Origin of the sequence: Roseovarius indicus, from assembly GCF_008728195.1 — a bacterium.
GTDB classification, from domain to species: domain Bacteria; phylum Pseudomonadota; class Alphaproteobacteria; order Rhodobacterales; family Rhodobacteraceae; genus Roseovarius; species Roseovarius indicus.
The window spans coordinates 2,567,219-2,585,468 of the sequence record NZ_CP031598.1; the positions used below are offsets into that span (position 1 = coordinate 2,567,219).

At 65.2% G+C, this 18,250-nt stretch carries 19 protein-coding genes; 15 read left to right on the top strand and 4 right to left on the bottom strand.

What is annotated here, in order from left to right:
• Positions 1-18: 18 nt before the first annotated feature.
• Complete coding sequence (locus tag RIdsm_RS30890; RefSeq protein WP_420854120.1) at positions 19-453, bottom strand: GFA family protein; 435 nt, start codon at positions 451-453, stop codon at positions 19-21.
• A gap of 441 nt (positions 454-894) precedes the next feature.
• Here RIdsm_RS30890 and RIdsm_RS12030 point away from each other — a divergent pair, with 441 nt between their 5' ends.
• Together RIdsm_RS12030 and RIdsm_RS12035 are read left to right on the top strand one after the other, a co-directional pair.
• On the top strand, positions 895-1,860 hold the full coding sequence (locus RIdsm_RS12030; RefSeq protein ID WP_057816602.1) for an XdhC family protein: 966 nt from the start codon (positions 895-897) through the stop codon (positions 1,858-1,860).
• On the top strand, positions 1,857-2,852 hold the full coding sequence (locus RIdsm_RS12035; RefSeq protein WP_057816603.1) for a molybdopterin-binding protein: 996 nt from the start codon (positions 1,857-1,859) through the stop codon (positions 2,850-2,852). The genes RIdsm_RS12030 and RIdsm_RS12035 overlap by 4 nt, the downstream gene beginning before the upstream one ends.
• Before the next feature lie 47 nt (positions 2,853-2,899).
• On the opposite strand, the gene RIdsm_RS12040 is transcribed toward RIdsm_RS12035, so the two are convergent.
• Positions 2,900-3,328, bottom strand: coding sequence for an SRPBCC family protein (locus RIdsm_RS12040; RefSeq protein WP_057816604.1), 429 nt, complete (start codon positions 3,326-3,328; stop codon positions 2,900-2,902).
• Positions 3,325-3,666 carry an ArsR/SmtB family transcription factor gene (locus RIdsm_RS12045; protein WP_057816605.1) on the bottom strand — a complete coding sequence of 114 codons (342 nt, stop codon included), beginning with the start codon at positions 3,664-3,666 and terminating at the stop codon, positions 3,325-3,327. The genes RIdsm_RS12040 and RIdsm_RS12045 overlap by 4 nt, the downstream gene beginning before the upstream one ends.
• A 180-nt stretch (positions 3,667-3,846) precedes the next feature.
• Between RIdsm_RS12045 and RIdsm_RS12050 the strand changes: the two genes are divergently transcribed.
• From RIdsm_RS12050 to RIdsm_RS12065, 4 genes are all read left to right on the top strand, one after another.
• Positions 3,847-4,332: a (2Fe-2S)-binding protein gene (locus RIdsm_RS12050; protein WP_057816606.1), complete on the top strand. Its 486-nt coding sequence runs from the start codon at positions 3,847-3,849 to the stop codon at positions 4,330-4,332.
• Between the two features lie 77 nt (positions 4,333-4,409).
• Positions 4,410-6,773: a xanthine dehydrogenase family protein molybdopterin-binding subunit gene (locus RIdsm_RS12055; protein WP_057816607.1), complete on the top strand. Its 2,364-nt coding sequence runs from the start codon at positions 4,410-4,412 to the stop codon at positions 6,771-6,773.
• A gap of 14 nt (positions 6,774-6,787) precedes the next feature.
• Positions 6,788-7,573, top strand: a complete 786-nt coding sequence (locus RIdsm_RS12060) for an FAD binding domain-containing protein (RefSeq protein WP_057816608.1) — start codon at positions 6,788-6,790, stop codon at positions 7,571-7,573.
• Between the two features lie 227 nt (positions 7,574-7,800).
• Positions 7,801-8,571: a hypothetical protein gene (locus RIdsm_RS12065; protein ID WP_143100356.1), complete on the top strand. Its 771-nt coding sequence runs from the start codon at positions 7,801-7,803 to the stop codon at positions 8,569-8,571.
• 197 nt (positions 8,572-8,768) lie between these two features.
• On the opposite strand, the gene RIdsm_RS12070 is transcribed toward RIdsm_RS12065, so the two are convergent.
• The gene (locus RIdsm_RS12070) at positions 8,769-9,212 is read right to left on the bottom strand and encodes a VOC family protein (protein ID WP_057816610.1); all 444 of its coding nucleotides are present in this window, start codon (positions 9,210-9,212) and stop codon (positions 8,769-8,771) included.
• 226 nt (positions 9,213-9,438) lie between these two features.
• Between RIdsm_RS12070 and RIdsm_RS12075 the strand changes: the two genes are divergently transcribed.
• From RIdsm_RS12075 to RIdsm_RS12115, 9 genes are all read left to right on the top strand, one after another.
• Positions 9,439-10,023, top strand: a complete 585-nt coding sequence (locus tag RIdsm_RS12075) for an HNH endonuclease (protein ID WP_057816611.1) — start codon at positions 9,439-9,441, stop codon at positions 10,021-10,023.
• A gap of 65 nt (positions 10,024-10,088) precedes the next feature.
• A complete protein-coding gene (locus RIdsm_RS12080; protein ID WP_057816612.1) occupies positions 10,089-10,721 on the top strand; it encodes a helix-turn-helix domain-containing protein in 633 nt (210 codons plus the stop codon).
• 89 nt (positions 10,722-10,810) lie between these two features.
• A complete protein-coding gene (locus RIdsm_RS12085) occupies positions 10,811-11,704 on the top strand; it encodes a class II glutamine amidotransferase (protein WP_057816613.1) in 894 nt (297 codons plus the stop codon).
• 3 nt (positions 11,705-11,707) lie between these two features.
• On the top strand, positions 11,708-12,385 hold the full coding sequence (locus RIdsm_RS12090) for a GltB/FmdC/FwdC-like GXGXG domain-containing protein (protein ID WP_057816614.1): 678 nt from the start codon (positions 11,708-11,710) through the stop codon (positions 12,383-12,385).
• Positions 12,386-12,397: 12 nt separating this feature from the next.
• Positions 12,398-13,741, top strand: coding sequence for an FMN-binding glutamate synthase family protein (locus RIdsm_RS12095; protein ID WP_057816615.1), 1,344 nt, complete (start codon positions 12,398-12,400; stop codon positions 13,739-13,741).
• Positions 13,741-14,004, top strand: a complete 264-nt coding sequence (locus RIdsm_RS12100) for a DUF3303 domain-containing protein (RefSeq protein WP_057816616.1) — start codon at positions 13,741-13,743, stop codon at positions 14,002-14,004. The genes RIdsm_RS12095 and RIdsm_RS12100 overlap by 1 nt, the downstream gene beginning before the upstream one ends.
• Positions 14,001-15,332 carry a type III glutamate--ammonia ligase gene (gene glnT, locus RIdsm_RS12105; protein WP_057816617.1) on the top strand — a complete coding sequence of 444 codons (1,332 nt, stop codon included), beginning with the start codon at positions 14,001-14,003 and terminating at the stop codon, positions 15,330-15,332. Before RIdsm_RS12100 ends, glnT begins: the two co-directional genes overlap by 4 nt.
• Positions 15,333-15,473: 141 nt before the next feature.
• Positions 15,474-16,424, top strand: coding sequence for a TAXI family TRAP transporter solute-binding subunit (locus tag RIdsm_RS12110; protein ID WP_057816618.1), 951 nt, complete (start codon positions 15,474-15,476; stop codon positions 16,422-16,424).
• Positions 16,421-18,211, top strand: coding sequence for a TRAP transporter permease (locus RIdsm_RS12115; protein WP_082647399.1), 1,791 nt, complete (start codon positions 16,421-16,423; stop codon positions 18,209-18,211). The genes RIdsm_RS12110 and RIdsm_RS12115 overlap by 4 nt, the downstream gene beginning before the upstream one ends.
• Positions 18,212-18,250 lie beyond the last annotated feature (39 nt).

An 18,250-nucleotide genomic window follows, 5' to 3' on the forward strand; every position in this document is an offset into this window, starting at 1 on the left:
GGGGCATGCTGTCGGCAATCACTCTTGCGGACGCAGCGCGCTCACCCAGGTATGGCGGCTTTCCGTATGAACTTCCTGGGTGGGTCCGGGGAAATGCGGATCTCCGAACGAGCCGGCCCCGACAGCCACCATATCGGGTTTGCGAGACGGCTCCCAGAACACCGTAGACCCGCAATCGCCACAGAAGTGAAACGCCAGTCCGAAACCGGTATCCGACTGTCGGTGAAAAGTTTTGTAAGGCCCGAGAACCTGGACGTTTGTCTTTTGGAAGAACGCGGCGATCCCATATGCGGAACCCGTTCGTTTCTGGCAGGCAAGGCAGTGACACAGGGAGACCAATTCCGGCTCACCATGACACAGGACTTTCAGATTGCCGCAGGAACAGGTTGCCTCGCGTCTCAATTCGACCCCCTCTGACTGGCCCAAGTATGTTGGAAACCGGGCTTCAGGCAACAGTTAGAAGATGGGGGCCGTTCTGGGTGGGAACCGGGCCGGGGCGGCACAGGGGTGGAGGGCGGCTTCGTGGGTCTGACCGCTCTTTCCCACCCGACGGTGAGGAGCCGCGCATCGGCGGGCCGTGGTGCGGCGAACCGACGTTGGTGAAGGGCAGTTTATGTCTGCCAAGTACATCCACCCTTCGCGCGTGGCACTCCAGTTGCCAAATCGCCGTGCCGTCGGGGCGGCCCGTCGATGCGCGGCGGGCTGAAGCCCTTGATTCCGCGCAGGCGCTTCACGGATACGTCAGCAATGGGCTCGAACCGACCATCGCGGCGATGCGGCCGATGGCTGTGCTGCGGGGCCTCCGGCAAGGGGCCGGTCCCGCAAGGGTCGGCCGTTTTTCATTGTACCCCGCTGGCAGCGTCTCCATATTGGCCCCGCCGGAAGGAGGCTCTCATGGACCGCTTCGACACCATTCCCGAAACCGCGCTGGCCTGGCACAGAGAGGGCAAGCGCGCTGCGCTGGCGACCGTCGTGCAGACATGGGGCAGCGCCCCGCGCCGGGTGGGCAGCCAGCTGGCGATATCCGGGACGGGCGAGATCGAGGGCTCGGTCTCGGGCGGCTGTGTCGAGGGGGCGGTGGTGGCCGAGGCGATCGACGCCATCGAGGAGGGCAAGCCGGTTCTGCTGGAATATGGCGTGAGCGATGGCGATGCGTTTGCCGTGGGTCTGGCCTGTGGCGGGACGATCAAGGTGCTGGTGGAGCCCATCGGCAGCGTGATGCCCGAGCAGTTGCTGGAAGACCTGACCATTGCCCGCGACGGGCGGGTCGCGGTGGCCTATGTCACCGGGCTGAACGTGGAGCGGAAGATCGTGCGGACCGGCTATGAAGACCGGTTCCGGATGGACCGGTCGGGCTTCGAGGAGGATGGCGAGACCTTCGTGGCCATTCACAACCCGCCGCTCAGGCTGATCATCGTCGGCGCGGTGCATATCGCGCAGGCGCTGGTGCCGATGGCGCGGATTGCCGGGTATGACCCGCTGCTGATCGACCCGCGGGAGAGTTTCGCGAGCGAGGAGCGGTTTCCCGGCGAGACGGTGCTGCATGACTGGCCGGACGAGGGCGTGCGGGCGTTCGGCCTCGATCAGCGGACGGCGCTGGTGTTGCTCACGCATGACCCGAAGCTGGATGACCCGGCGCTGGAGGAGGCTTTGAATTCGGACGTCTTCTATATCGGCGCGCTGGGGTCGACGCGGACCCATGCCAAGCGGGTGGAGCGGATGAAGGCGCTTGGGCTGACGGATGCGCAGATTGCGCGGATTCACGGGCCCATCGGCCTCGATATCGGGGCGGCGGGGCCGGCGGAGATTGCCGTGGCGATCCTTGCGCAGATGACCCAGGTGCTGAGGCAGGGCGGATGAAGTTCGGCGCTGTGCCCGTGACGGAGGCGGCGGGCGCGATGCTTGCCCATTCGCTGAAGCTGCCGGGCGGGCGGCTGAAGAAGGGGCATGTGCTGACGTCCGAGGATCTGGGCAAGCTGGACGAGGCCGGGATTGCCGAGGTGACGGTGGCGCGGCCCGATCCGGGGGATCTGTCGGAGAATGACGCGGCGGAGATGCTGGCGGGCGCGATCCATGACGGGGCGCCGGGGCTGCATCTGAGTACGCCGTTTACCGGACGGGTGAACCTTGTGGCCGATGGGCCGGGCGTGGTGCTGCTCGATGCGGACCGGATCAATGCGGCCAATGCGGTGGACCCGATGATCACGGTGGCGACGGTGCCGCCCTTTCGGCAGATCCATGACGGCGGGCTGGTGGCGACCGTGAAGATCATCTCTTACGCCGTGGCGGAAGGGGCCGTGCAGGAGGCGGCGGAGGCGGCAAGGGGAGCGATCCGGCTGGCGGTGCCGGCCTTCGAGGATGCGACGCTGATCTTGACGGATATTCCGGGCGGGCCGGGGGAGAAGGGCGTCGAGGCGATCGAGACGCGGCTGGCGGGGCTGGGGATGACGCTGTGCGAGACGGTGAGCGTGGCGCATGACGAAGATGCGCTAGCGGAGGCTTTGACGGCGGCGAAAGGCGGGATCGTGCTGGTGCTGACCGGGTCGGCCACGTCGGACCCGGAGGATACGGCGCCGGCCGCGTTGCGCCTTGCCGGGGGCCGGGTGGAGCGGTTCGGGATGCCGGTCGATCCGGGGAACCTGTTGTTTTTGGGCGACTTGCGGGGCAAGCCGGTGATCGGGTTGCCGAACAGCGCACGCTCGCCTGTGCTGCACGGGGCGGACTGGGTGCTGTCGCGGGTGGCCTGCGGGATCGAGGTGACCAGCGCGGATATCGCGGCGATGGGGGTGGGCGGTTTGCTGAAGGAAATTCCGACCCGTCCGCAGCCGCGCCAGCGCAAGCCGGCCGGGTAGGCCGGACTGGTCAGGCGAACCGGGCGGCGGGCCGCCCGGTGCCGGGATCAGGCGACGGTCGCCAGTTTCTCGAGAATGGACGTCCAGCCCTTGCGGTGGCCGTCGCGCTGGTCTTCGCCGAGGAAGCGAACCTGCGTGAGGGTGACGAGCGTGCCGCCGGGGGCCGGCGTGAAGGTCAGGGTGACTTCGCTGTCGTCGCGCGAGGCGTGGCTTTCCCAGGTGAAGACGAGGCGGTTGGGCCGGTCGATGAGTTTGTAGGTGCCGGTGTGGGGGAGGTCCTTGCCGTCGACGCGCATCATGACTTCGAACCGGCCGCCCTCGTGGGCATCGGAGAAGGCGGAGGGCACGGTGGTGTCGCCCGGGCAGATGAAGCGTTTCATCATCTCGGGGTCGAGCCAGGCGTCGAAGAGTGTTTCGGGCGAGGCGTCGATGACGCGTTCGACGGTGAGGGTGAGGTCTTTTTCGGTGGCAGTCATGGGTCGTCCTTTCCGGTGAGCAGATGGTCGAGCGCCTCCAGCCGGAGAGCCCAGATCGAACGGAGATCGCGGAACCAGCGGTCGACGAGGGCGAGGTCTTCGACCCGCAGCTCGATCAGGTGTTCGCGCCATTCTGTGCGGCGCGTGGCGAGCCCGGCCGATTCGAGCACCTTGATGTGCTTGGAGACGGAATTGAGGCTCATGTCGAAATGCCCGGCGATGTCGGTCACCCGGAGGGGGCCTTCCTGGGCCAGCAGCGTCAGGATGGCCCGGCGGGTGGGGTCGCCGGCGGCCTTGAAAATCTCGGTCAGTCGCTGGTCTGATTCTTGTTCAACCATATGGGTGAATAACCCGTGGCGCCTGATCGGTCAACCATTTGGGTGAATGAAAGGACCGGCAAGCGGCTGCCGGTCACTTGGGCATCTCGTCGCGGGTGCTGAAAAAACGGACTTCTCTTGTGGCAGGGCGCGTGTTTAACTCGGCCCATCGATTACAAAAACATATTTGGGAGGAGCCAGATGTCTCAGGTCAGCATGACCGTGAACGGCAAGCCAGCGTCCGGAGAAATCGAAGGCCGGACCTTGCTCGTCGAGTTTCTGAGAGAGAACCTGCACCTGACCGGCACGCATGTGGGCTGTGATACCAGCCAGTGCGGCGCCTGCGTGGTGCATGTGGACGGCAAGGACGTGAAGGCCTGCACCATCTTCGCCGCGGAATGCGAGGGGGCGAACGTCACCACGATCGAGGGGATGGCCGCGGCGGACGGGACGCTGAACAAGGTTCAGCAGGCGTTCCAGGACCATCACGGGCTGCAATGCGGTTTCTGCACGCCTGGGATGGTGATGACGGCGGCGGCGCTGCTGGAGAAGAACCCCAGCCCGAGCGAGGAGGAGATCCGCTCGTACCTGCAGGGGAATATCTGCCGCTGCACCGGGTATCACAACATCGTCAAGGCGATCATGGCCGCAGCCGGCCAGGATACGTCGAAGATCGCCGCCGAGTGAGGCGGGGGCTCGTCGCGCCTTGCGGCGCGCCTCGCGACGGGGCCGGGACGAGCAACGGAGATTAGGGAGGACTAACCATGCCCAAAGATGGCGGCATAGGCGACGCGACCAAGCGGCGCGAGGACGTGCGGTTCCTGTCGGGGACCGGGAATTACACCGACGATATCAACGTGGCCGGCCAGGCCTATGTGCATTTCCTGCGCTCGGACGTGGCGCATGGGAAGATCACCGGTCTCGATACCGCGGCGGCCGAGGCGATGCCGGGGGTGCTGCGCATCTTCACCGGCAAGGATTTCGAGGGCGTGGGCGGTATTCCCTGCGGCTGGCAGGTGACCGACAAGCATGGCGAGCCGATGCAGGAGCCGGCGCACCCGGTTCTGGCGCAGGGCAAGGTGCGGCATGTGGGCGACCCGATTGCCGCCGTGGTGGCCGAGACGCGCGAGCAGGCGCGGGATGCGGCCGAGGCGATCGAGGTGGAGATCGAGGATCTGCCGGCGGTCATGGACATGAAGACGGCCTTGGAGGAGGGCGCGCCGAAGGTGCATGACGATCTGAGCTCGAACCTGTGTTACGACTGGGGGTTCGTCGAGGACAACAAGGCGGCGACCGATGCGGCGTTTGAAAGCGCCGCGCATGTCACCACGCTGGAGCTTGTGAACCAGCGGCTTGTCGCGAACCCGATGGAGCCGCGGGTGGCCGTGGGCGCCTATAACCGGGCGGGTGACGATTACACGCTGTATACCACCAGCCAGAACCCGCACGTGATCCGCCTTCTGATGGGGGCGTTCGTGCTGGGCATCCCCGAGCACAAGCTGACGGTGATTGCGCCGGATGTGGGCGGGGGCTTTGGCTCGAAGATCTATCATTACGCGGAAGAGGCGTTCGTTACCTTCGCCGCGAAGGCGATCAACCGGCCGGTCAAGTGGACCTCGAGCCGGTCGGAGGCGTTCATTTCCGATGCGCAGGGCCGCGATCACGTGACCAAGATCGAGCTGGCGCTGGATGCGGAGAACAACTTCACCGCGTTGCGCACCGAGACCTATGCCAATATGGGGGCGTACCTGTCGACCTTTGCTCCTTGCGTGCCGACCTATCTGCACGGCACGCTGATGGCCGGCAATTACAAGACGCCGAATATCTACGTGAACGTGAAGGCGGTCTTTACCAACACTGTGCCCGTCGATGCCTATCGCGGGGCCGGGCGGCCGGAGGCGACCTATCAGCTGGAGCGCGTCATCGACAAGGCGGCGCGGGAGCTGAAGGTGGACCCGATCGCGCTTCGGCGGCAGAACTTCATCACGGAGTTTCCCTATGCGACGCCTGTCGCGGTGGAATATGACACGGGCGATTACGTGGCGACGATGGACAAGCTGGAAGAGATCGCCGACGTGAAGGGTTTCCCGGCGCGGCGGGCCGAAAGCGAGAAGAACGGCAAGCTGCGTGGGCTGGGTGTGAACTGCTACATCGAGGCCTGCGGGATTGCGCCGTCGGCTCTGGTTGGTGCGTTGGGCGCGCGGGCGGGGCTGTATGATGCCGCGACCGTGCGGGTGAACGCCACCGGCTCGATCAGCGTGATGGTCGGCGCGCATAGCCACGGGCAGGGGCACGAGACCGCGTTCCCGCAGGTGGTGGCCGAGATGCTGGGGATCGACCCGGGCATGATCGACATCGTGCATGGCGATACGTCGAAGATCCCGTTCGGGATGGGGACGTATGGGTCTCGGTCCCTGGCGGTTTGTGGGTCGGCCATGGTGCGGGCGACCGAGAAGATCATCAACAAGGCCAAGAAGATCGCCGCGCACCTGATGGAGGCCAGCGAGGCCGATATCGAGTTCAAGGACGGTCAGTTCAGCGTGGCCGGCACCGACAAGTCGGTGGCCTGGGGTGATGTGACGCTGGCGGCTTACGTGCCGCATAACTACCCGCTGGAAGAGATCGAGCCGGGGCTGGAGGAGACGGCGTTCTATGATCCGGCGAACTTCACCTATCCCTCGGGCGCCTATGCCTGCGAGGTGGAGGTGGACCCCGAGACCGGCAAGGTCACCGTCGAGCGGTTCGCGGCGGCGGATGATTTCGGCAATATCATCAACCCGATGATCGTCGACGGGCAGGTGCATGGCGGGATCGGCCAGGGCATCGGCCAGGCGCTTCTGGAACAGTGCGTCTATGACGAGAGCGGGCAGTTGCTGACCGGCTCCTACATGGATTACGCCATGCCGCGCGCCGATGACGTGCCGTTCTACGCGGTCGACCATTCCTGCCAGACGCCGTGCACGCACAATCCGTTGGGCGTGAAGGGCTGCGGCGAGGCGGGGGCCATCGGCTCGCCGCCCTCGGTGGTCAACGCCGTGATCGACGCCCTGCAATCGGGCGGGCACAATGTCACCCATATCGATATGCCGGTCTCGCCTTCGCGGGTCTGGCAGGCGATGCAAGGGTAAGGAGGACAACACCCATGTATGCATTCGATTTCGAACGGCCCTCGACGCTGGCCGATGCGGTCAAGGCGATGGCCGACGAGGACGCGCTGGCGCTGAGCGGGGGGCAGACGCTGATCCCGTCGCTGAAGCAGCGGCTGGCGATGCCCTCGAAGCTGGTGAGCCTGACCGGCATCGACGAGATCAAGGGGATCTGTGTCGACGATGACGGGCGGGTGTGCATCGGCGCCGCGACCATCCATGCGGATGTGGCGGCGCAGGAGCATTACCCGGCGCTGGCGGCGCTGGCCTCGAACGTGGGCGACCCGGCGGTGCGCAACCGCGGAACGATCGGCGGTTCGCTGGCCAACAACGACCCGTCGGCGTGTTATCCGGCGGCGGCGTTGGGCTCTGGTGCCGTGATCCGGACCGACAAGCGCGAGATCGCGGCGGATGACTATTTCACCGGGATGTTCGAGACGGCGCTGGAGGAAGGCGAGATCATCACCGAGATCAAGTTCCCGGTGCCGGAAAAGGCCGCCTATATGAAGTTCGAGCAGCCCGCGTCGCGCTTTGCGCTGGTGGGCGTGTTCGTGGCCAAATACGCCGATGGCGTCAGGGTGGCCGTGACGGGTGCCTCGAACGGGGGCGTGTTCCGCTGGTCGGAGGCCGAGGCGGCGCTGGGGTCGGATTTCTCGGCCGGGGCCGTGGAGGGGCTGTCGCTGGATGGCTCGGACATGATCGCGGACGTGCATGGCTCGGGCGATTACCGGGCGCATATCGCGGCGGTGATGACCAAGCGGGCGGTTCAGAAGGCCGGGTGAGCCGGTCGACCTTTGGATTGTGAACGGGCCGGGGCCGGGTGCCCCGGCCCCTTTTGTTTGGATGCCGTGAAAGCGGGGCGGTCGCGCAACAGGTGGTGGCAAGCGTTTCGCCGTGAGGCGGGCTGTGGTTGTACTGCGGGATCAGTCTTGTAGCCTTGCCGGACGTATTGACGTCAGAACTTTATTTTCGAAAGCCAATGGTGCACAGCTTGGCCCTGTTTCGCCGATTGAACGTTTTTCTAAGCCTTGCGGGGGTCGTGATCTTCGCGACGGCCTTGGGTGTACTGGTGACCGCGCCGGACCGGATCGACCGGATGGTGCAGGATTTTGCCGTGAGCCAGGTGTCCGACCGGTTCCAGGAGACGATCGCCGCGCATCAGCTCGAGGATCGGGCGGGGCGGCTGAAGGGGCTTGCGGAAGGGCTGGCGGCGCGGTTCTCGGACTCCATCGAGGCACAGAAGGCGCGGCTGGAGGCGAGGATCGACAAGTTCGTCGCGGATGTGCTGACCGCGGGCTGCAAGATCGATTGCGACCGGCAGGCGGCCGTGCGCGAGGACGTCACCGCGTTTTTCGAGGGAGTGCTGCGCGCGACGGAAGACGCGCGGGCACAGATCGAGGCGTTTATCGAGAAAGAATACGACGAGGTGCTGGCCGAGCTGCGGCGCGACTTGAAGATCTTCTGCGCATCCAACCTGGTGGTGTTCCTGATGGCGCTGGCCCTGGCGGTGTTCAAGGGCCGGGCCAGCGCGCACCTGTTGCCGATCTCGCTGCTGCTTTCGTTGGCAACCGTGATTGCGACCTATTTCTACGTGTTCAACCAGAACTGGCTGTGGACGATCGTCTTCAACGATTACTGGGGGTGGAGTTACCTGGGCTTTGTCGGGGTTCTGTTCGCCTTCCTGATGGATATCGCCTTCAACCGGGGGCGGATCACCACGCGGGTGATCAATTTCTTTTGCCACTTGGTTGGTGCGGCGGTGGCCGTGTTTCCCTGTTAGGGGCGAGGGGTAGTCTTGACGCATAGGAGCCGCGCATCGGCGGGCCGTGGTGCGGCGAGCCGACATTGGTAGCCTCGTGCTTTATGGTGGCCAAGAACATCTGACTACGGCGGTGTGGCACTCCGATGGCCAAATCGCCGTGCCGTCGGGACGGCCCGCCGATGCGCGGCGGGCTTCGCCCTTTGTTCCGCGCAGATTTATTCCTCGTCGAACCACAGGCGGGGTTCGGCGATCTCTATCGAATTGCCCGCCGGGTCGCGGAAATAGATCGAGCGGGCGCCGTTGGGCCATTGGAAATCGGCCTCGATCGGGTGGCCGGCGGCTTGCAGGCGGTGGCGCCACTGGTCGAGCTCGTCGGCGGTGGCCGAGAAGCAGAGGTGGCCGGGACCGTGGGCGCCGTGGGGCGGGACGGGGAGCTTGGGATTGGAGGAGCCCTCGACCGTGGCGGCGGGGTTGAAGATCAGCAGGATGCCGGCGCCCACGCGGTAGAAGATGTGGCGGCCCTCGACGCGGATGACCTCGGGCAGGCCCATGACATTGCCGTAGAAGGCGGCGGCGGCGTCGAGATTGTCGGCGTAAAGCGCGGATTCGAGGATTGCGCCGGGGCTCGGGGCGGGGGGCAGGTCAGCGGGGTAGGTCATGGACTATATGTAGGCGCATCACAACGCTGCACAAACCCCGGGCAGGGGTGTGGATAAGTGTCACAATAGGGTTACGGAATCAGCATACTCAAAACGCAAAATGTTCCGCAATTCGTGGGGCTTGTCAGGTCCGAAACACGATATATAGTGAACATCACGACGGGGCGGTCTGCACCGCCCCGGAGCCAAAAACAAGAGGTGTACCGGGCGGGAGCGAGTGGCTGTCATGGATGGGGATTTCAGAACAGAATTTGTCAGGGAGCCGTCGGCGCTGAAACATCATCCGGCGCTGGTGCTGAACGCCGATTATCGGCCGCTCTCGTACTACCCTCTGTCGCTTTGGCCATGGCAGGACGCGGTGAAGGCGGTTTACCTCGATCGTGTTGATATCGTTGCCGAATACGAACACACGGTCCGAAGCCCGAGTACCGAGATACGCATTCCGAGCGTGATCGTCCTCAAGGACTACGTCAAACCCCAGAAGCGCGTGGCATTCACGCGCTTCAATCTTTTTCTGAGGGACGAATTCCGCTGCCAGTATTGCGGGTCGAAGGGGGAATTGACCTTTGACCACGTGGTGCCGCGGGCCAGGGGCGGAATCACCTCCTGGGAAAACGTGGTCGCGGCCTGTTCGCGGTGCAACCTGCGGAAGGGGTCGAAGAGCCTGCGGCAGGTGGGCATGGCGCTGCAGAAACCGCCCCGGGCGCCGGGGGCGGAGGAGCTGCGCAACATGGGGCGGAAGTTTCCGCCGAACCACCTGCATGACAGCTGGATCGACTTCCTCTACTGGGACGCCGAGCTGGAAGCCTGAACGCTTGCAATCGGCCGGGGCATTGCGCATCCTTGGTTTCCGCGAAAAAGGGAGCCGAACCGCGCATGGGGGCGTCGAAACTTAGCCAGGATCCGCACAAGCTTCGGGAAAGCCGGGAGAAAAATCTCGAAACGGCGATCGGCCGCGAGGTGCGGGAGTTTCGCCATGCGCGGAGCATGACCGTGGCCGACCTGGCGGAGGCGGCGGGGCTGTCGGTGGGGATGCTGTCGAAGATCGAGAACGGGGTGACCTCGCCCTCGCTGACCACGCTGCAGGCCTTGTCGGCGGCCTTGTCGGTGCCGGTGACGTCGTTCTTCCGCCGGTTCGAGGAGCGGCGGGAGGCGGTGCATGTGAAGGCGGGCGAGGCGCTGGAGATCGAGCGGGCCGGCACGCGGGCGGGGCATCAGTACAACCTTCTGGGGCATATCGGGGCCAATAACAGCGGCGTCGTGGTGGAGCCCTACCTGATCACGCTGAGCGAGGAATCGGATACGTTCGAGACGTTTCAGCATGAGGGGATCGAGCTTTTGTACATTCTCGAGGGGGAGGTGGGCTATCGCCATGGCGACCAGAGTTTTCACCTTCGGCCCGGGGACAGCCTGTTCTTCGATGCCGACGCGCCGCATGGGCCGGATGAGCTGATCCGGCTGCCGATCCGGTATCTTTCGGTGATTTCCTATCCGCAGGGTGGTGGGTGAATATTCCCCACAGGAAACTATAATTCCGGATATTGAACCTCGTCGCAAATTGCGCTAGCGTGTGGTCAACACCTGCAATGGAGACGCCAATGTGTGGAATCGTCGGACTGTTTCTGAAGGACAAGTCGCTCGAGCCGAAGCTGGGCGAGATGCTGACGGATATGCTGATCACCATGTCGGACCGGGGGCCCGACAGCGCGGGGATCGCGGTTTACGGCACGGATCGTGACGGGTTTGCCAAGCTGACTGTTCAGGCCGCCGACCCCTCGGGGTTCGCGGGGCTGGACAAGGCCCTTGGCGAGGCCATCGGGGCGGACGTGAAATGCCGCGTGATCGACACGCATGCGGTGCTGGAACTGCCCGAGGAGAAGATGGCCGAGGCGCGGGCGGCGCTGAAGGCGGATCATCCGAATATACGCGTGATGAGCGCCGGGGAAGTCATTGAAATCTACAAGGAAGTCGGGCTTCCGGGCGATGTGGCGAAACGTTTCGACATTCCGCACCTGACCGGCACGCATGGCATCGGGCACACGCGGATGGCGACGGAATCGGCGGTGACGACGCTGGGCGCGCACCCGTTTTCGACGGGCGGCGACCAGTGCCTTGTGCATAATGGCTCGCTGTCGAACCACAATTCGCTGCGGCGCAAGCTGAAGCATGAGGGGATCGAGGTGGAGACCGAGAACGACACCGAGGTCGCCGCCGCATACCTGACATGGAAGATGCGCGAGGGCGCCAGCCTTGGCGAGGCGCTGGAGGCGGGGCTCGACGATCTGGACGGGTTCTACACCTTCGTGGTGGGCACCAAGGACGGGTTCGGCGTGCTGCGCGACCCGATCGCCTGCAAGCCGGCCGTCATGGCCGAAACCGATCAATACGTGGCGTTCGGCAGCGAATACCGCGCGCTGGTGAACCTGCCGGGCATCGAGGATGCCAAGGTTTGGGAGCCGGAGCCCGCCACTGTCTATTTCTGGAGGCACTGAGACATGCAGACCTATGACCTTGCCGCCGATGGCCTGCGCGGCCTGAACGAGGCGTTGCAGGCGCAGAACGCGCAGACCAACGAGACCGCCTGGGAGGTGGTGAACCCGAGGGGCAGCCACGCGATTGCCGTGGGGCTGGATGCGCCGATCGAGGTGCAGGTGAACGGCTCGACCGGGTATTACTGCGCGGGCATGAACCAGCAGGCGACGGTGCATGTGAAGGGCTCGGTGGGGCCGGGCGTGGCCGAGAACATGATGAGCGGTACGGTGATCGTCGAGGGCGATGCCAGCCAGTATGCAGGCGCCACGGGCCATGGCGGGCTGCTGGTGATCAAGGGCAATGCCTCGTCGCGCTGCGGGATTTCCATGAAGGGGATCGACATCGTGGTGCATGGCAACGTGGGGCACATGTCGGCCTTCATGGCGCAGGCTGGGCATTTGGTGGTGTGCGGCGATGCGGGGGATGCGTTGGGCGACTCGATCTACGAGGCGAAGCTGTTCGTGCGCGGTAGCGTGAAGAGCCTCGGGGCCGACTGCATCGAGAAGGAGATGCGACCGGAGCATCTTGAGGTGCTGGCCGACCTGCTGGAACGGGCCGGATCGGATGCCAAGCCGGAAGAGTTCCGCCGCTATGGATCGGCCCGGCAGCTTTACAACTTCGATATCGACAACGCCTATTGAGGAGCGCAGGACATGGCCAAAGATAACGGACACGCCCCGCAGACCCCGCCGCGTTTTTCCGCCACCTTCACGCCGGACGTGAATGCCGAGATCCGGCGGGCGGCGGCGACGGGCATCTATGACATTCGCGGCGGCGGCGCCAAGCGCCGGGTGCCGCATTTCGACGATCTGGTATTCCTCGGGGCGTCGATGAGCCGGTACCCGCTGGAAGGGTATCGCGAGCGGTGCGATACGAGCGTGGTTCTGGGCACGCGGTTCGCGAAGAAGCCGATCGAGTTGAAGATCCCGATCACCATTGCGGGCATGTCTTTCGGCGCGCTTTCGGCGCAGGCGAAAGAGGCGCTGGGGCGCGGGGCGAGTGCCGCCGGCACCTCGACCACGACGGGCGATGGCGGCATGACGAAGGAAGAGCGGGGCGAGTCGAAAACGCTTGTTTATCAGTATCTTCCATCGCGTTACGGGATGAACCCGGATGATCTGCGCAAGGCCGATGCGATCGAGGTCGTGGTCGGTCAGGGCGCCAAGCCCGGTGGCGGCGGTATGCTGCTGGGGCAGAAGATTTCCGACCGGGTGGCCGAGATGCGGACGCTGCCCAAGGGGATCGACCAGCGCTCGGCCTGCCGGCATCCGGACTGGACGGGGCCGGATGACCTAGAGATCAAGATCCTCGAGCTGCGCGAGATCACCGGGTGGGAGAAGCCCATCTATGTGAAGGTCGGCGCGGCGCGGCCCTATTTCGACACGACGCTGGCGGTGAAGGCCGGGGCGGACGTGGTGGTGATCGACGGGATGCAGGGCGGCACGGCCGCGACGCAGGACGTGTTCATCGAGCATGTGGGCATTCCGACGCTGGCCTGTATCCGCGAGGCGGTGCACGCGCTGCAGGACCTGGGGATGCATCGCGAGGTGCAGCTGATCGTGTCGGGCGGTATCCGCTCGGGCGCGGATGCGGCAAAGGCGCTGGCTCTTGGCGCGGATGCGGTGAGCATCGGCACCGCGGCGATGATCGCGCTTGGCGACAACGATCCGAAATGGGAGGCCGAGTATCAGAAGCTGGGCAGCACCGCGGGGGCCTATGACGACTGGCACGAGGGGCGCGACCCGGCGGGGATTTCGACGCAGGATCCGGAGCTGTCGAAGCGGCTTGACCCGGTGGAGGCCGGGCGGAGATTGCGCAATTATCTCAAGGTGATGACGCTTGAAGTTCAGACGCTGGCACGGGCCTGCGGGAAGAACCACGTGCATAACCTGGAGCCGGAAGACCTGGCGGCGCTGACGATGGAAGCGGCGGCGATGGCCAAGGTGCCGCTGGCCGGGACGGCGTGGTATCCGGGGATGCCGGGCCAAGGGTTCTGATGCCGCTTTACATGGTCATCGAACGGTTCAGATCCGGCTCTTCCGCCGCCGTTTACCAGCGGTTCGCGGAGAAGGGCCGGATGCTGCCCGATGGCCTGCATTATCTCGACAGCTGGCTTTCCGGGCAGGACGACACCTGCTTTCAGCTGATGGAGACCGACGCGCCCGAAACCTTTGACAAATGGGTGGGGCATTGGGACGATCTCGTGGATTTCGAGATCGTCGAACTGAAAGAAAAACCAACCGGGAGCATTCACGTATGACCAAGAGTCTGGCCGCCTTTGCCAAGGACAAGGGCGTAAAATACTTCATGATTTCCTTCACCGACCTGTTCGGCGGGCAGCGGGCCAAGCTGGTGCCGGCACAGGCGATTTCGGACATGGAAGAAGACGGGGCCGGGTTTGCGGGCTTTGCCACCTGGCTCGACATGACGCCGGCGCATCCCGACATGCTGGCCGTGCCGGATGCGAGTTCGGTCATTCAACTGCCGTGGAAACCCGAGGTGGCGTGGGTTGCCGCCAACCCGGTGATGGAAGGCGAGGACGTGGCGCAGGCGCCGCGCAACGTGTTGCGGCGGCTGATCGACGAGGCGGCGGCAGAGGGGCTGCACGTGAAGACGGGCGTCGAGGCGGAGTATTTCCTGCTGACGCCCGATGGGAATGCCCTGTCGGACGAGTTCGATACGGCCGAGAAGCCGTGCTATGACCAGCAGGCGGTGATGCGGCGCTATGACGTGGTGCGCGAGATCTGCGATTACATGCTGGAGCTGGGCTGGGGCCCGTACCAGAACGACCACGAGGATGCGAATGGCCAGTTCGAGATGAATTGGGATTTCGACGATGCGCTGGTGACGGCGGACCGGCATTCCTTCTTCAAGTTCATGACCAAGTCGGTGGCCGAGAAGCATGGCTTCCGTGCGACCTTCATGCCGAAGCCGGTGGAAGGGCTGACAGGGAACGGGGCGCATGTGCATATTTCCGTGTGGGATGCGCCGGGCAAGAAGGCCAAGACCAACATGTTCGCCACCGACAAGGGCGAAGGTCAGACCGGCGAATTGGGTCTCTCGGAGCAGGGCGCGCATTTCCTTGGCGGGATCATGAAGCACGCCTCGGCGATGGCGGCGATCACCAACCCGACGGTGAACAGCTACAAGCGGATCAACGCGCCGCGCACGACTTCGGGGGCGACATGGGCGCCGAACACGGTGACGTGGACGGGCAACAACCGCACGCACATGGTGCGGGTGCCGGGGCCGGGGCGATTCGAGCTGCGGCTGGCGGACGGGGCGGCCAACCCCTACCTTCTGCAGGCCGTGGTGATCGCGGCGGGGCTGTCGGGCATCCGCAGCAAGGCGGACCCGGGCAAGCGGCACGATATCGACATGTATGCCGAGGGTCACAAGGTGCGCGGTGCGCCCAAGCTGCCGCTGAACATGCTGGATGCGATCCGGACCTATGACAAGGACAAGGAGCTGAAGGCGGCGCTTGGCGAGGAGTTCTCGAAGGCGTTCATCAAGCTCAAGACCAACGAGTGGAACAGCTACTGCGCGCATTTCTCGCAGTGGGAGAAGGATCACACGCTCGATATCTGAGCCGGTTGCCCGATCCGGGTTCAGCGCCTGCCGGACGCCCCGGCGGGCGCTGATTTCTTTCGGAAATTGCGCCCGCGACCCCATTGACCCCGGTGGGTGGAATGGCCTTAATGCCGCCATCTGATATGGGAGGAAATTTTCATGAAATTCCGTGCATTCACGGCGCTGGCCGTTGCCGCCGCCATGGCCGTTCCGGCCGCCGCCGAAACCCGCGTGACCTACAAGTCGGCGAAGTCGAGCTCGTCCTACTACCAGATGGCCGTGCAGATCGCCGAGGCGATGCAGGAGGCCAGCGACGGGGAGATCAGCGTGACCGTTGAGGAAAGCCAGGGCTCGGTGCAGAACGTGATGGAAGTGCGCGCCCGCGGTGGCGACTATGTCTTCACCACGCCGCCGGTGCTGGTGAGCCTGGCGCAGGGCGGCAAGGCGATGTTCGAGGGCAAGGGCGACCCGGCCTTCGACGATATCCGGGCGCTGTTCCCGATTCCGTCGCTGACCATGCATTTCGTGATGAGCGAGGAAAGCGGGGCCAAGACCTTCGATGACCTGAAGGGCAAGACGATCCTGCTGGGCAAGGGCAGCTTCGGCGCCAAGGAGGGCGAGAAGTATCTCGAGCTGTTCGGTGTGCAGGACGAGGTGAATATCGCCGACGTTGAACTGTCGAACGCCGTGCCGGCGATGCAGAACGGGCAGATCGACGGGTTCGTGACCGCCGGCTCCTGGCCCGCGCCGAACGTGGTGGAGGCCGCGGCCTCGACCGGTGTGCATGTGCTGTCGCTGACCGACGAGCAGATCGCCGAGACCAAGCGCGCCAAGCTGGTGATCCCGGCGGGCACCTATGCGGGGCAGGACGAGGATATCGTGACGACCTCGCTGCCGGTTGTGGCGTTCACGACCACCAAGATGGATGACGACACGGCCTATCAGCTGACCAAGACCTACTGGGAGCAGAAAGCCAGCATGGCCGAGGCGGCGAAATGGTGGGGTGGCGTCGACGAGGCGCTGATGGAGAACATCACCGGCCAGATCCACCCCGGCGCCGTGCGCTATTACGAGGAAGCGGGCTTTACGCTCACTGACGATCAGAAGTGAGCCTGACCTCGACCGACAGCCCCGCGCCGGCAGGTCTGGCGCGGGTGATCTGGGCCAGCTTCGCGCTGGCCTCTGTCGTTTTTCACCTTGGGCTTGTGTTCTCGGGGCTGGTGCCGAACTTGGTCAGCCGGCCGATGCATCTTGTCTTCGTGCTGCCCTGGGTGCTGATCTGGGGACGGCAGGGCGTGTCGCTGTGGTCGGGCGTGGTGCTGACGGGGCTGGGCGTGGGGGCGGCGCTGTGGATCGTGGTCAACCGCGAGATGCTGGGGGACCAGTACGGGTTTCTCGAAGGCAATTTCCAGGTGGCGCTGGCGGCGGTGCTGGTGCTGGTGGTGCTGGAGGCGGCGCGGCGGTCGATCGGCTGGCCGCTGCCGCTGGTGGCGGGCGTCGCGCTGCTATACGGGCTGTTCGGCCAGCATATTCCGGGGCGGTTCGGGCATTCGGGGACGCCGCTGGAAAGTTTCCTCGGGACGCTGACGATTTCCGAGGGGGCCCTCTGGGGCACGCTGACCGCCGTGTCGGTGAACGTGGTGGCGGTGTTCGTGATCTTCGGTGCGGTGCTGAACGCGGGCGAGGCGGGGCAGGGCTTCATGAACGTGGCCTCGGCCGCGGCCGGGCGGCTGCGGGGCGGTGCGGCGAAGGTGTCGGTGCTGTCCTCGGCGCTGTTCGGGTCGATCTCCGGCTCGGCCTCGGCCAACGTGGCCTCGACCGGCGCGATCACGCTGCCGGCGATGGACCGGCTGGGGTATCCCAAGCGGATTGCCGGCGCGGTGGAGGCGGTGGCCTCGTCGGGCGGGCAGATCATGCCGCCGCTGATGGGGGCCGGGGCCTTCGTGATGGTCGAGCTGACGGGGATGCCCTACACGGGCATCATGGCAGCGGCGACGCTGCCGGCGCTTCTGTATTTCTGGGCGGTGTGGATCGGGATCGACGGCTATGCGCGGCGGTTCGACCTGCGGGGTCTCAGGGCCGAGGACAGGCCGGCGCGGCGCGACGTGGTGGTGACCTCGGCCTTTTTCCTCGTGCCGTTCTTCATCCTGCTCTGGGGCATGTTCGGCCTTGGGGTGACGCCGCAATACGCCGCGTCGCTTTCGGTGTTCGCGGGGATTGCGCTGCTGCTGACCGGGAACGACCTGAAGCTTGATCTGAAGCGCTTTTTCGACCGGGCCGAGACGGCGGTGCTGACGGCCGGGCGGCAGGTGGCGCTGATCGGGTCGATCATCTTCTGCGCGTCGCTGGTGATCGGGGTGCTGGGGGTGACCGGCTTGGGCGTCAAGATCACCTCGCTGATCCTGTCGGCCTCGGGCGGGATGCTGTGGCCGTCGCTGCTTCTCACGGCGTTTGCCTGCCTGATCCTGGGGATGGAGGTGCCGACGACGGCGGCCTACGTCATCTGCGTGTCGGTGGCCGGGCCCGCGCTGATCGAGCTGGGGATGGACCCGCTTCAGGCGCATCTCTTCGTCTTCTGGTATGCGCTGTTGTCGACGATCACGCCGCCGGTCTGCGGGGCGGTCTTCATCGCGGCTGGGATGATCGGAGAGAACTGGCTGCGCGTGGCGCTGACGGCGATGACGCTGGGCGTGGGGCTCTACCTGATTCCGCTGGGGATGGTGGCGGCGCCGCAGGTGACCCAGATGATTGAGACGCCGGTCATGGCGATCGTGGCGGCGCTGAAGATCGGGGCCGGGCTGGCGGCGATCAGCTTTGCGCTGGTGCGGCGGAAGAGCCTGGCATTGCGCGGCGCGGCGATGGCCGCGGGTGCGGTGTTGGTGTTGTGGCCGTTGTGACGGGACGGGTGCCGGGCTGAAGCCCGACCTACGATTGGC